Below are 12,658 nucleotides of genomic sequence, written 5' to 3'. Positions count from 1 at the left end.
GGCCGCGGTCTGGTCGGGCACCGGCGGAATGCTCTGCGGTTTGAGCGACATGAGCGGCCCTCTGCTGTGAGGATGTCGCTTCAACAGCCGCCGCTCTCGTACCGTGACGGCACACCGTGGAATTCGCCAACAGTGTCCGGACTGGTCGAACCGCAGGAACTGACTGGCGCTCGGCCCGGAGTTAACGCCAGCGACATCGGTACCCCAGACACCGGTCTTCAGGTAGGTGGTGGCGGCGATGCGGTCGCGCTTGATGAGGTGCTGACCGACCAGCAGGCGCATGCTGGCCTTGTCGGGGTTGAAGGGCTTGTCGGCGTTGGCGCGGGTGCGGTCGTCGATCATGGTGCCGAGGCCGTACTCGGTGCACACATAGCTCGCCGTTCCGGTGTCGAAGCCAACGATGGGCACAGCGCCGCCGAGCGGGCGGGCCTTGACCTGATCGCGGAAGAACGCGCCCTTCGGCCAGACCGTGTAGAGGTCGGTCTGCTTCATCACCTGGACGGTGGGGAACAGCTTGTCGGCGAAAAACTTGTCCTGTGACTGGACGTAGCCCACGGACATGTTGGTCAGCACGGCATCGACGTGAAGATCACGCGGAGTGGGATTCGGCATTGTGGCCCGCCCTCCTTACGGCGGTGGCAAAAAAAGAAGCCCGCCGGTGAGGGCGGGCCGCGGTGGCTGGTGATGCAGGTTGGAGTGGCGGTTACGGCGTCGGGACGATGGCGCCCGCGTTGATGAGCTGGACCTGGATGATCTCGCCGTCCGCGCCGCTCTCCATGGCGCGGGCGACGATGCGCTTGCCGGCAGCGGCCGTGATGAGCTGGGCGTTCGCATTCACGGCCAGCAGTGCGCCGGGGGCGACATTGCCGCCCAGCTTGGCCTTCGGGCGACCGGCGAGAGAGACGGTGCCCTGTTCGCCCGACTTCGGCTTGTCCTCCAGGATGCCCAGGATGTCCTCGCCGTCGCCGGCCGTCACGAGCGCGCCGGAGCCGTTGATCTTCACGGCGTGGAACTGCTTGGTGGAGAGGTCGGCCCCGGCGGGGAACGCCTCCAGGTCCAGGATCTGGGTTGCGGCCATGTTACTTCATCTCCTTCAGGTATTCGGCCTGAAGCGCCGAATCGGCGTCGAACGCCTTTTCCAGCGCCGCGGCATCGGTGAGGGACGGGTCGGCTTTCTTCAGCTCAGCGGCCTTGGCCTTCGCCTTCGCCAGCGCAGTGCCCGCCGCGGCCCCGCCGCCGCCGGACTTGCCGATCTCGCCGGACAGCACGTTCTTGCCCACGGCCTCGTTGCCGGCCTTCAGCATGGCCTCCAGCGTCTTGCGCACCGGTTCGTCCATGGTCTCCATGGCCTTCAGGACGCCGGCCATTTCCACGGCGGAGACGGGCAGGTTGCCGAAGTCGGTGCCAGCCTTGGCGACGCGGGCGGTGTGTTCGCGGGCGTCCTTCTCGGCCTTGGCGAGGGCGGTGGCGTCCGCCGCGGCCTTCTCCAGCGCCTCGAAGCGCGCCTTCAGGATGGGGTCGCCCGCGATGGCCTTGGCGATGGGGTCCTCCGCCGGGGCCGCGCCCTTGGCGATGGCGTCGGTGATGATCTTGGCCGCGCCTTCCGGCAGGGCCTTGATGACGTCCTCAACGGTCGCGGCCTTAGCGAGCGTATCGGACAGGTTCGGGGTGTTGTTGCCGCTCACGGCGGGGTCTCCCTTGTTGACGTCGGAGGAGGTGGGGTTCAGGGCGGGCGCTGCGCCGCCGGCCGGGCCCGTCTTCAGCAGGGCGTTGGTGGCGGCGTTCGCGGCGGCGATGGCGGCGGCCATGCGCCGGGCGATGGCGTTCTTGAACTCCTCCAGGCTGGTCACGACCATCTGGAGCTTCGTGTCGTCGGGCTCGGACGATTCGAGGATGGAGCGCAGGGCGGTGTAGAGGGCGTCGTTGAAACGCCACCAGTCCTGCATAGCGAGTTCGGCGGGCAGCACCTGACCGAAGGTCTTGGCGTCGTCTTCATCGGACTTCGCCAGGGCGGCGGTGCCGGCGGCGAAGGCGTCGGTAGCCTTCTTGACCTCCGTGGCGCCGATGGACTTGGCGTCCGCGACGGCCTTGGCGATGCCGGCATAGAGCCCGACCGGCGGATTGGCGACGCCCTTGAACAGGTCGGCCATGATGTCGGTGACCGACTTCGCCAGCGGATCGGCGGCGGGCACGGTCTGGGGGATGGCGAGCGGCGCAGCCTTCGCGACGGGCGGCTTCTGGGACGCGCAGGACCCGGACTTGGTGCAGGCGTCGTTGGTGGTGCAGTCGGGGCAGGTGGTGAAGGCGGGCGGCGTGCCGGCCTTGTTGACGGGATCGCCCGTGCTGCCGGGCGACGCCCCACCTGGGGCGGGGGTGCTCATGGGGTTGGCCTCGCTGGTGGTGGATGGGGAAGGGGAGGGCGGACCGGCGCCGGTGTCCGCCTTGTGGAGGGCGACCGTGGCGCCGGGGTTCATCCCGCGCCGACAGACAGCGACTTCGCCGATGGTCATGTTCGAGAGGTCGGCAACAGGCTTGTCCGGCATGGGCTGGCCTCATTGGGTGAAAGGGCAGGGGAGGCGGAACGCAGAAAGGCCGCTCGGGCGGAGAGCCCGGCGGCCTGTTGATGGAGCGGCGATGTGGAGCGGATCAGCCTGCGGCGGGCGTCCTGGTGCCGGTGCCGCCGATGCTGAACGAGACGTAGTTCCCGGCTTTGATCTCGGCCCACACCTTGTCGTCGGTGATGTAGTAGCCGCCCCACCAGCCGACGCAGTGGAGGTCCATCACGGCGGGGATTCCCATGGCGATCAGGCTGGCCACCATCGCCTGCTGCTTCTCCACGGTGAAGACGCAGGACTCCACAAGCTTGCCGACGCCGATCAGGACGTGGGTGTCGGAGGCGACGCGGGCGTTCAGGACGTGCCCATAGGCAGCGGGCTCCAGCTCGTTCGGCGCGATGCGGTCGCCCTCCCGGTCGGTGACCGGCTGGCCATCGATCTCCACGATGCTGAACCAGCCGAAGACGAGGCGCTGGTCGTCGTCGACCTTGCAGATATTGGCGGAGAGGGTGAACCGGTCGGGGCTGGTGCCCTTCGACACGCCGTCGTCCAACGTAGGCGTGGTCACCACGTCCACCTTCGCCGCGTCCAGGCCCCGGTACATGCCGCAGATGCCCGGCGTCAGCCACTCGACAGCCAGCGCGACCTTGCCGGTGTTCTCGCCCTCTTGGACGATCCACGAAGCGATGACTTCGCCCAGCGCATCACCGACCTGTTCCAAGAACCAGTTGTCGGCCCGGTGCTCCTCCTTCACCCGGACCAGCGCGCCAGGCGCCACCGGCATGTCCGCCTTCAGCACGTTGGTGATCGGCGTCAGGTCGGCGAAGCGAACCGCCTTCTCATCCTCCCCGCGCAACCACGCGGCGGCGAGGTCGTGGTGCCCGTCCGCGATGTGCAGCCGGCCGGGCTCCAGCATGACGACGATGGGCTCGTGTCCGCCGCCGCCGTTCTCGACCTTCGCCATCACCTTGCCCGTGTCGACCCGGTTTTGCATCGCCAGGAGCTGGTCCAGCTTCACCGTCTGGAGCGGCCAGCGCTCCCGGTCGGTCAGCACGCCGAGGAAGCGCGGCACCTGATCGGGGCGGAGGCGGGCGAACACCGTCTGGTCGTAAGGGAAAGGCGGATAGCTGGTCTTGTCGTCGATGGGTTGGAGCGTGCGGGGCGGGGCGGGGGTGACCGATGCGGCGCCGGCGGTGGCCTTCCCGAATACCTCCTTCACCTGGGTGAACCGCACCGGAATCGATGCCTGCCCGGTCTTGCGCGCCGCGGCCAGCCGCTTCTTACCGCGAACCAGCACTCGGTTGCCGTCCGGGTCCACAGCGATGTCGATCGGGGGCGGCACCTCGCCGGCCTGGAGCTTCGCGATGGCATCGAGCAGCCCGGCGTCATCGTCCGGCACATCGGCGGCGATGTCCTCCAGGTCCGCCAGCGCGACGGGGGTGCCGACGCGGAACTTGCCGTCGGCGTGGCGGAAGTGGCCCTTCTCGACGGCTTGCGCGAGGGCCTTGCCGAAGGAAAGCGGGGCGGCGGTCGAGGCGCTCGCCGGCGCAGCGGAGCCTTCCGCCTGCGCCTTCAGGGCATCAAGGAAGGAGAGCGGAGCGGGCATGCAGCGGGTTCCCTCAGACGGCGGTGGGCTTGGTGGAGGGGACGAAAATCGGCGCAGCGTCGAGCGTGTTGGCGGCGCGCAGCAGCGGCGCGAGCAGCGCCTCCGCCTCCGTGTAGCTGGTGGTCAAGGTCTGGCCCGGCTCGAACTCCACGGACACCGGCCCGGCCTTCACGGAGCGGATGCCGGTGTCGCTATCCTCCAGCAGGGGACCGGCCAGCGCCTTCAGCGCCAGCATGCAGGCGGCTTCCTGGTACCGCCACGGGATCTCGGAATCGCCGATGGTTGGGCCACCGGTCTCCGAACAGCCGGTGCGGGGAAACGGAAGACGCCCCCGCGCCGCGCCCTTGAAAGGCAGACCGGCGAGATACCGGGTCGCCGTGCGGATGCCGGCCTCCTTCGTGCCCGTGGCGGCGAGAAGCCACGCCGCCACACCCTCCGTCAGTGGGTTGTCCGCGGCGAACTGGTCCACATCCGCCACCGACACGGCGGCGTTGGCGCCAGTGGGGAGGGTGCCATCTTCAACGATCAGTGGCATGGGAATCACCCTTCTGGGCAGTTCGAGGCACTGTGCATAAAACTCGGACGCATTTCAGAGCAGTCTCATTTGGCCGGCGAAAGGCCCGGCTTTCCTGAGGTCAAGACGATGGACACTTTCATCCTTACCCCCAACAACCCCAATGCTCCCGAGTGGAATGCCAGGTGCTATAGGGAGGCAATGCGGGTCCGCGCACAGAACGAGGACCAGGCCCGGCGGGTTGCTGCGAGGGGGACCAAGCTGGCAAGCGGCAAGGGCATTGCCGATCCGATACCCGTCTCGCCTTGGCTTGATGAGGCACTCGTCAACGTGACGCCCGTTTCCGGCAGAGACGATGATGACGGCTCGGTAGGAATTCTGGAGCCTGCATGGCTGGCAGAGGTCCCTTACCGCGTGCCCTAAACGGCGGTGACCACACCGTTCGGTTCCCGGTGGAGCACCACGTCGTCATAGCGGGCGACGTAGCCCACCGGGTCCGGGCTACCCACCCCGTAAACCGGGATCGGGGCATCCCCTGACACCGTGCCGACGGTCAGGTACTCGCGGGCGAAGTCAAAAGCTCTGTCCAGCGTGGTTGCGGTCAGGCCGACGCAGGTATCGTCCGACGCCGGGCCGGTATCGGCGGTGTAGCTGGCGCCGGTGCGGCGGATGGTGACCTCCGCATCCGGTCCGCCCGCCAGCGCCGCCGTTCCGCCGGTCGTCCAGCCCTGTTCGAGCCCCGCTACTGTGGCGTCCAGGTGGGCGCCCTCGATGCGCGCTGGGCGCAGCGCGGTCCAGAAGCTGAGCGGCTTCACCTCCACCGGTTTACCATCCAGACCGGTCAGCGGTTCGGTGACGAGACCCGCAGCCAGATCCGCCGGAATCTGCATGGCCTTCAGCCGCAGATGGAAGGCGATGGCCTCGCTCATCTCCTCGATGGTCACGTCCTCGCCCGGCGCCGGCACGTCGTCACCGAACAGGCTCTTCGCGACGGCGTGCAGCATGCTCCGGGGATCGAAATCCAGCTTCAGGGAGACGGTCTGCACTTCCGGCTCGCCAGCGGCCTTCAGCGCGACGGCGCCGATCTCCCGCATCACCGCGGCGTAGCGCTCCGGGTCGGCGGGGTCGAGCAGGCCCAGCAGGTCATGAATCGTGTCGCCATAGGTGGGCTCCCCGGTGCGCACCGCCGGAGGGTTGACAGCGAAGACGCGGGAGGCGCCGCGCTCGGTCGCCCAGGACAGCAGGGCATCGAACTGGTCCGCGGTCAGGCGCTCGGCGTTGCCGATCAGCAGCGCGTCGAAGGTGAGTTCGGTTTCGGCCAGCATGTCTTCGGTCGCGTATCCGGCGAGGAACGTGACGCGGTCCGACACCAGCAGGCCGAGCCGCTGAATCGCATTGGACATTTCAGCGTGGTCGAGGATGAACGCCGGGTTCGCGCCGTCATGCACCAGACCGTTGCAGATGTGGATCAGGGTGGAGGACAGGGCATGCGTGCCGGTGGGGCCGGTGATGGTGAAGACGCGCGGAAGCGTCCGCGCCGCGGTGGGCGTGTCGGTCATGGCTGAAAGCCTCATGTCGGTGAGGGGAAGGGCAGGGCCGCCGAACCGCGGCGGTGTCGAAAATCGGTAGGCCGGATTGGACGTGGCGCCGAGAAGGCGCCGTGCTACGGACGATGCCACCGACACCCCGCTCTCTGACGATGACGCGCACGGGCGCCTGGTGCGGCTCGCGGACGAGCTATCCGCCGACGCCGCCCGGTGTGGGAACCAGCGCGGCCGCACCGCGCTTCAGGCGGGCGGTGAGGCGCTCTACCGGGTGGCGGAGCTGCTGCGGATCGGGATGATGGTGGCGGGGAAAGGGAAGACGCCGCCCCGTTGATTGGAGCGGCGCGAGCCGATGCCGGTTACGTCCTGCCCACCGGATAATCTGATCACTTTCATGTCGCTACCCCCATAGGAGAAGCCCCCGGCTGGTGGAAGGTGGACGGGCGACCGGATTCCTGTCATTTCAACCGGGAATACCACCTGGAGGCTGCCCAGCCATGACGCGAAGCCTTGACCTTGGGTGCGGGGCGCACCCAAAGAATCCCTTTGCCGCCGACGAACTGTTCGGAGTGGACCTTGCCGGCGTTGTAACGAACCACATCAAAATCGCCGACCTTGCGATTGAGCCGATTCCCTTCCCTGATGAGTATTTCGACTACGTGACGGCCTATGATGTCATCGAGCACATCCCGCGCGTGGTCTACGCGCCGGGCCGGCGGTACAGCTTTGTCGAGCTAATGAACGAAATTTATCGGGTGCTGAAGCCGGGTGGGGTCTTCTTCTCGCAAACGCCCGCGTTCCCGCACCCCGAGGCTTGGCAGGACCCGACCCACGTCAACGTCATCACCTTTGAGACTTTCCACAAATACTTTGACGACACGTTCCGCTGGGCGGCGGCTTACGGCTACCGGGGAGCCTTCCGCATCGTGGGGCAGGAGATGCACGGCCCGCACCTGCTGGCGCGGTTGGAAAAGGTGCCGGCGCCAACCTGAAGGTCTAATCGCTGGGTCAGCCGGGGACCGGAAAGTCCAGCATGTCCAGCCACCGGTTCCCCGACGTGATGCGGATTTGGCACCAGCACCGGCACTGGATGATGTTCTCCGCTTCCCCCTCTGGGTCCCGCGGGTAGAGCAGCGGGCCGAGCGGTGTCACGAAGGGTTCTTTCAAACCGACACCATCCGGGTTCAGGTCCGGGATTTCCTTGTGCCAGAGCCGGGTCCGCTCATCGTTGGTGTCCATCCAGAACCGGCGGATGCTGTCGTAGGGCAGGGCGCCCGTCGCCACGGCGTTCAGCAGGGCGGCGTGCTGGCCGACGCTGGCGCTGCGCAGGCTTTCGGTGCGGCTCACCACCTCGGCCCGGTAGCGCAGATACCGGTTACTGTAGGCGGTGCCTGCCTTCTCCTGGATCGCTTCCGGAATCGGTTCGCCCGACCGGATGGCGCGCAGCACCGCGGCGTCGTACCGGCGGTCACGCAGTTCACGGCCGAGGCAGCGGCGCAGGGTGGTGGCGTCGGTGGACGCCAACTCGTCCCGCGCCCGCTGGACGCTGCGGGCCTGGGTTTCGGTCAGGCCGAGGATGCCGCCTTCCCGCTCCCCGCTCTCCCCGATGCGGCCGCAGAGGTCGAGGGCGGATTGCACCGGGTTGTGCCCGGCCTCCATCCCATCCTCGAGGAACGTCCGCACCCCATCGCGGGTGTTGTCGTTGATCTCCCGGATCAGCCCCATGTCGTAGTCGCGGAGGGCCTTCTCAGCCGGCAGGTTCCGGATGCCGAAGGTGGCCAGCAGCCGGGCATCGGAGCCGGGCGGCAGGATGTCCTGGGAGATGGCGTCGATGATGAGGTCGCGAACCCCGGCGTGGGTCTCCTGACCACCGGCAACGAAGCCCTCTGCCATGGCGGCGCGGAAGCTGTTCAGCCAGGCCGGATCGTTCAGCCCGATCGCGTCGAGCACCCCGTCGACGTCGCCGTTCTCCAGCAGCGCCGCGATGCGGGCCGGGTCAGCCTGGGCGCGAAGCGCGCGCACCGCCTTCAAGAACGCCTCGCGCATGCCCGGCTCCAGGCGCGAGGCGATGTCCTCCAGGTAGCTTTGGGGGAGCGGCATCGGCAGGTTCCTGGAAAGCGGCAGGACGCCCTGGATGGACGCCCACTCGTTGGATAGCAGGAGGACTCGGGATGGAGACTTTGGTCAGGAGCGCATCGGAGAAGAGTCCGGTTAAAATCCCATAAGTCCTATTATGAAAAATACTGGAGAGAGGTTTTCCAACGGCTTCCCGCAAGGTCACCGCGACACCCCCATTCCTACGCTACATCTAGTGGGTCGTTAGGGCCGGTTTCGGCTGTTTTGGCGTCGTCGCCGTTCCTACGCTGGGAAGGAAAGCCAGGCCTGCCCCGTCACAGTTCGGTTCAGCAGCGGCGCCTCGACTGGTCCAGATGGCGGTCCAAGACCGCGCTCGCCACCCGGTTCCCGCGCGGACTGAAGAGGGACAATTGCTCCCGTCCGCGCCTCGTCGCCGTTCCATGACGGGGCAGGCCCGCATTCATTATTAGGAGAGCCTTAATTAGGAGAGCCTTACCGTAGTAAATCCTACACACGATTTGCGCCTGTTTCCGGCGAGCCACCCTGTCGGTGACCTTTGGTTATCCCCGCGGCAATGCCTATGCGCGCCGGAACTCTGTGCCCCGAAGGGCGAATTGAATGCGGTGGGGCGTGTTCGATCACGGGTCCGTCCGGAGGATCGGTTTCGCTCCCGCCACACTGCACCGCTGGCCGCTGGTCCCCTGTTGGGCGTTACGTCGCCTTGGCCTTCGGCGATACCGCTGCACCACCACACCGCAACCTGATCGACGCGGGCCGGACCGCTCGCCATCCATCCGGGATGACCGCTGCTGCCGAGGTGATCGACGGCGCCGCGATCCGTCTCCCTCAGCCACCAGCGGCGCACCGGCCAAAGCCTCGTCCGTCCCGCCCGCGTCGAACTCTGAGCCCGTTCGGGCAAATCGCGTCCGGGGCGCGACCCCGGCGTCTCCTCTCCATCTCCAGGCGCTCCCGGAGCGGCGCAGCTTCCCGGAGCGGCGCAGCTTCGCCATTTCGGCGCCGGTGACGTCGGCTGCGATCCACGGCTCCAGCTTCGGCAGGAGGCTTCGCCGGTATGCCCGTTGCCGGGCGTCTACGGTGCTGGCCCTGACCGTCGGCAGGGACCGGGAGAGCGGCGTCCCGGATTGCGCACCGGCTGCGGCTGATGGGCCGAAGCTGGCGAATGACCGGTGCGTTTTGTCGAGGACGCTCCACCCCTCGGTTGGCACACACAAGGCCAGCGGCGCCTGCCAGCCTATAGCGATCCAACGACCGTCAGCCCAAAGGGCGAAACCTACGCTACGGGCCGGCTCGGGGCCTGGGCGGGTCCGGATCACCGCCCTATCGAGTCACCGGCTTGCGCCGCCGCAGCACCGGAACCCTATCCCTGGATAGTGGCTTCATCAACCTGCCCGCCGCGCCGAATTCGATTTCCCGGCGCACCGAAACGCACCGGCAGGAATTCCGATTTCCCGAAGGTTTCGCCGTGCCGGCCTTCGGAGGAACCGAATACCATCCTCCCATGCCAAAGATGCCCGCCACCCGTCCGAAGCGCGATCGCGATGCTGATGCCCGGCGCCGTGCCACTGTGGAGTTCCGCCGCAAGCTGAAGGTGTCCGGCCTCTCCCAAGCGAAGCTGGCCGCGGCGCTGGGCGTCCAGCCGTCCACCGTGTCCTCCTGGGCGACCGGCGCGGTCTTGGTGCCGGCCTACGCCATCGCCTATCTGGACCTGTTCGCGGAGCTGCTGGCGATCCGGGCTATGATCGACGCCACCGTGGAGCGGGTCAGCAAGGCGGCGTGACCTTCGGGATTTCCGAATGATCGTGCGGGAAAACCTTCGGCTGCTCCGAAGATGGCCAACAGCGTCACCCCCCTCTGGATCGGCTCCTTGAGGCAGTGCTCGCGGCGAGTTAGTATCGTCGAGGTGGCGGCGTAGTGTAAGGGATGCCGGGTAGCCTTCGGGTCCGTGGGGCGTGTTTCCCTCCCCAGCCGCCGCTGCTCGCCCCTGCCCGGCTTGAACCGAAGCCGGAATGAGGTTATATTTCTATCAGACGCCGGCGAGAATTTGGCCATGCCGGGAACCCTTCGGGGCCGCTGGGATGTGTTGGCTCCCAGGCCGGCGTCTCTCACTTTCCTACCGGCTTCCTTATCATCTCTCCACGTTGGTAGAACCGTGGGAGGTCGGCAGGACGCATTCGCCGGAACGATTGCAAATAAACTTCCTTCTGATCCTTGGTTACCTTGAGAGCGGCATACCACCACTTATCATTGAGGTGGGCGACGATAACATGGTGCTCGCGGTCTGCTCTGACCTCGCCTCGATCAAGCACTTCCTGGAGGTTGGCGAAATCTTCCGCCGTCCAATTGTGATGCCCATGGGTGTCGCGAGTCGACGATGACAGAAAGACGCGGGTGGTCTTTGCTCCGAAGTGCGTTTGAATATCGACTGGCAGCCGGGCAACGACCACGATGCCTGAGCCTTCAGATTCGAGAAAGTCCTTCAAGCTGCCACCGCCGCTACCACTTCCGGATTCCGGCCCGAAGGTAAACCGGCCACGGGCGTCGTGGTAGGGATTATGCTTGGCGACCCGCTCGCCTGTATCAAAAGGGCTTTGCCCGGCGCCGGGCAGGCCCCCTTCCGCCTTCTCGACCCCATCCGGGATCTCGCCACCGGCCAGCACCGCCAGCGCCTCGCGGTAGACCGGATCGTCGGGCCCCAGCGCGGCGAGGGCGGCGATATCCTCCGGCGCCGCCTTGCTGACGGCCGCCCTGGTGCCGGCGGACCGCGGCGCCTTACCGCCTGTGGGAGCGTCCGGTGCCGCATCAACCAACCCGTCGTCATCGGCCGGGGCATCGGCGGGCTTCTTCGGCCTCTGCGCTGGCACCGTGCCCTTCCCGGGCCGACTGGCCGCCGAGCCGCCCTCGTCCCCCTGCCCTTCCAGTTCCTTCGGCTTCAGCGGCAGGTTTGCCGCCGCCCGCAGGGCATCCTCCAGCGCATCGTCCATTACCATCCCGGCGCTGGTCATGGCCGTCAGGAAGGCGCCGAGCACCTGCAGGTTCGCCTTGTCGAGGTCGCCCGGCACCGCCTTCGGCATGGTGTCGCGCGGCAGGCCGTTGACCGCCCAGAGCCTCGGAATCACCACCCTGTTGACCGGCGCCGCGATGCCGCGGAGATAGCTCATCACCGCTTCGTGGAACAGGTCCGTCTTGTCGGTGGAGAGGTTCAGCGCGCCCTTGTTGTTGTGGCCGAGGAGGATGAAATCCGCCAGCGCCACCGACGCCATCTCCTGCTTCTTCCGCCCGATAATGGGGGAGAAGTCGCCGCTGCGACGGCCATCCGCAACGGTGTAGCCGACCTTGTAGGCGTCGACCTTCTTGCCTTCCTTGTCGATGATCGTCGGCAGGAGGATGAAGCCGGCGCGGTCGTCCGCCATCTCCTTGGCAAGCTGCTCCCAGGATGCCCGCGTGCCCTTGTCGTTGTAGTCGCCGACCGGGATTTCCAGCGTCACGATGCCGCCGGCCCGCACCGCGACGGAGGCATCAGCGTTTTCGAACATGCGCAGCGCGGTGTAGGGCCGCACCGCTGGCTCCAGGATCGACTTGCCTTCGGGGTTGCCGCGGTTCGCGGTGGTGCGGATCAGCACCAGGCGCTCCATGGGGATCGGCACCTCCCGGCCCCGGCACCGGGTCGAGCTGGTAGAGGCCCAGCAGGTCGTCGGATTCCTGATCGAACCACCACCGCTGCACGGTGTCCTGGGAGCGAAGCGCGATCTTCCGCAGCCCGATCTTGCCGTCGGCGTACTGGCTGCCGGCCAGCGGGTCGGCGCCCTTCGGCGTCCCGGTGCGCTTCCGATAGACCATCTCGAAGGGGGCGAAGCCGTAGGGGAACATCGTCACGGAGTCCGCTACGAAGTCCTCCCAGGTGTGCTCCATGTCCTCGAACAGCACCCCGTCCACGAAGTCGCGCGCCTCGCGGTGCGCCGGCGTATCGCCGCTCGACTCGATGCGCCAGGACACCGACCGGAACAGCGCCGTCAGCGCGAACAGCATCGCCGCGATGGTCGGGTCCTTGGTCATCTCCCGGTATTTCCGGATGGCCTGGAGGCCACGGAGCTGCGGGTCCTCATCGTCGTAGATGTAACCGCCCCAGTGGCGGAGACCACCGCGGCCAACCTCGGTCAGCAGGCTCTGGCCGGATGCGCTTCCCGCGTTCGAGCCCGCGGCCTTGGTGATCTGGTCATCGGACATCGGCAGGCTCTATCTGGTGCAGGTGGGTGGGTTACGAGGGGGCTGGGTAGTAACGGACACTGTTGGCGAATTCCGGGGGCTACGCGACGGATCGTTGGAGAGCGGCGAACCGGGAGAT

Annotated in this window: 12 protein-coding genes; 3 read left to right on the top strand and 9 right to left on the bottom strand. The window is 67.2% G+C overall.

Annotation, left to right across the window (positions count from 1 at the left end; all coding sequences use genetic code 11):
• From JJL56_RS31865 to JJL56_RS31840, 6 genes are all read right to left on the bottom strand, one after another.
• Positions 1–612 (bottom strand): hypothetical protein (locus JJL56_RS31865; protein WP_200487798.1); only part of this gene is annotated, 612 nt, incomplete at its 3' end.
• 91 nt (positions 613–703) lie between these two features.
• On the bottom strand, positions 704–1,078 hold the full coding sequence (locus JJL56_RS31860; RefSeq protein ID WP_200487797.1) for a capsid cement protein: 375 nt from the start codon (positions 1,076–1,078) through the stop codon (positions 704–706).
• A 1-nt stretch (position 1,079) separates the two neighbouring features.
• Positions 1,080–2,543 (bottom strand): hypothetical protein, encoded by a 1,464-nt coding sequence (locus JJL56_RS31855; protein ID WP_200487796.1) that lies wholly within the window; start codon positions 2,541–2,543, stop codon positions 1,080–1,082.
• Between the two features lie 103 nt (positions 2,544–2,646).
• A complete protein-coding gene (locus JJL56_RS31850; RefSeq protein WP_200487795.1) occupies positions 2,647–4,161 on the bottom strand; it encodes an XkdF-like putative serine protease domain-containing protein in 1,515 nt (504 codons plus the stop codon).
• A gap of 13 nt (positions 4,162–4,174) precedes the next feature.
• A complete protein-coding gene (locus JJL56_RS31845; protein ID WP_200487794.1) occupies positions 4,175–4,696 on the bottom strand; it encodes a DnaT-like ssDNA-binding protein in 522 nt (173 codons plus the stop codon).
• A gap of 398 nt (positions 4,697–5,094) precedes the next feature.
• Complete coding sequence (locus JJL56_RS31840) at positions 5,095–6,234, bottom strand: hypothetical protein (protein WP_200487793.1); 1,140 nt, start codon at positions 6,232–6,234, stop codon at positions 5,095–5,097.
• 160 nt (positions 6,235–6,394) lie between these two features.
• Between JJL56_RS31840 and JJL56_RS31835 the strand changes: the two genes are divergently transcribed.
• Together JJL56_RS31835 and JJL56_RS31830 are read left to right on the top strand one after the other, a co-directional pair.
• The gene (locus JJL56_RS31835; protein WP_200487792.1) at positions 6,395–6,553 is read left to right on the top strand and encodes a hypothetical protein; all 159 of its coding nucleotides are present in this window, start codon (positions 6,395–6,397) and stop codon (positions 6,551–6,553) included.
• A gap of 163 nt (positions 6,554–6,716) precedes the next feature.
• On the top strand, positions 6,717–7,211 hold the full coding sequence (locus tag JJL56_RS31830; RefSeq protein WP_200487791.1) for a class I SAM-dependent methyltransferase: 495 nt from the start codon (positions 6,717–6,719) through the stop codon (positions 7,209–7,211).
• A 16-nt stretch (positions 7,212–7,227) separates the two neighbouring features.
• On the opposite strand, the gene JJL56_RS31825 is transcribed toward JJL56_RS31830, so the two are convergent.
• On the bottom strand, positions 7,228–8,319 hold the full coding sequence (locus JJL56_RS31825; protein ID WP_200487790.1) for a structural protein: 1,092 nt from the start codon (positions 8,317–8,319) through the stop codon (positions 7,228–7,230).
• 1,495 nt (positions 8,320–9,814) lie between these two features.
• Here JJL56_RS31825 and JJL56_RS31820 point away from each other — a divergent pair.
• The gene (locus JJL56_RS31820) at positions 9,815–10,093 is read left to right on the top strand and encodes a helix-turn-helix domain-containing protein (protein WP_200487789.1); all 279 of its coding nucleotides are present in this window, start codon (positions 9,815–9,817) and stop codon (positions 10,091–10,093) included.
• Between the two features lie 325 nt (positions 10,094–10,418).
• Here the strand turns inward: JJL56_RS31820 and JJL56_RS31815 are convergent, their stop codons facing one another.
• Positions 10,419–11,948, bottom strand: a complete 1,530-nt coding sequence (locus JJL56_RS31815) for a phage portal protein family protein (RefSeq protein ID WP_200487788.1) — start codon at positions 11,946–11,948, stop codon at positions 10,419–10,421.
• Positions 11,833–12,540, bottom strand: a complete 708-nt coding sequence (locus tag JJL56_RS31810; protein ID WP_200487787.1) for a phage portal protein family protein — start codon at positions 12,538–12,540, stop codon at positions 11,833–11,835. Before JJL56_RS31810 ends, JJL56_RS31815 begins: the two co-directional genes overlap by 116 nt.
• Between the last annotated feature and the right edge of the window lie 118 nt (positions 12,541–12,658).

Origin of the sequence: Azospirillum aestuarii (assembly GCF_016632405.1) — a bacterium.
Lineage (GTDB): Bacteria > Pseudomonadota > Alphaproteobacteria > Azospirillales > Azospirillaceae > Azospirillum > Azospirillum aestuarii.
The sequence above is the reverse complement of the archived record's forward strand: the minus strand, read 5'-3'. Positions and strand labels throughout refer to the sequence as shown.

What these genes read in the sequence shown, in the direction of transcription:
- JJL56_RS31825 (WP_200487790.1), bottom strand. Translation starts at nt 8,319, where the DNA reads ATGCCGCTCCCCCAAAGCTACCTGGAGGACATCGCCTCGCGCCTGGAG.
- JJL56_RS31850 (WP_200487795.1), bottom strand. Translation starts at nt 4,161, where the DNA reads ATGCCCGCTCCGCTCTCCTTCCTTGATGCCCTGAAGGCGCAGGCGGAA.
- JJL56_RS31820 (WP_200487789.1), top strand. Translation starts at nt 9,815, where the DNA reads ATGCCAAAGATGCCCGCCACCCGTCCGAAGCGCGATCGCGATGCTGAT.
- JJL56_RS31855 (WP_200487796.1), bottom strand. Translation starts at nt 2,543, where the DNA reads ATGCCGGACAAGCCTGTTGCCGACCTCTCGAACATGACCATCGGCGAA.
- JJL56_RS31840 (WP_200487793.1), bottom strand. Translation starts at nt 6,234, where the DNA reads ATGACCGACACGCCCACCGCGGCGCGGACGCTTCCGCGCGTCTTCACC.
- JJL56_RS31815 (WP_200487788.1), bottom strand. Translation starts at nt 11,948, where the DNA reads ATGGAGCGCCTGGTGCTGATCCGCACCACCGCGAACCGCGGCAACCCC.
- JJL56_RS31845 (WP_200487794.1), bottom strand. Translation starts at nt 4,696, where the DNA reads ATGCCACTGATCGTTGAAGATGGCACCCTCCCCACTGGCGCCAACGCC.
- JJL56_RS31830 (WP_200487791.1), top strand. Translation starts at nt 6,717, where the DNA reads ATGACGCGAAGCCTTGACCTTGGGTGCGGGGCGCACCCAAAGAATCCC.
- JJL56_RS31810 (WP_200487787.1), bottom strand. Translation starts at nt 12,540, where the DNA reads ATGTCCGATGACCAGATCACCAAGGCCGCGGGCTCGAACGCGGGAAGC.
- JJL56_RS31860 (WP_200487797.1), bottom strand. Translation starts at nt 1,078, where the DNA reads ATGGCCGCAACCCAGATCCTGGACCTGGAGGCGTTCCCCGCCGGGGCC.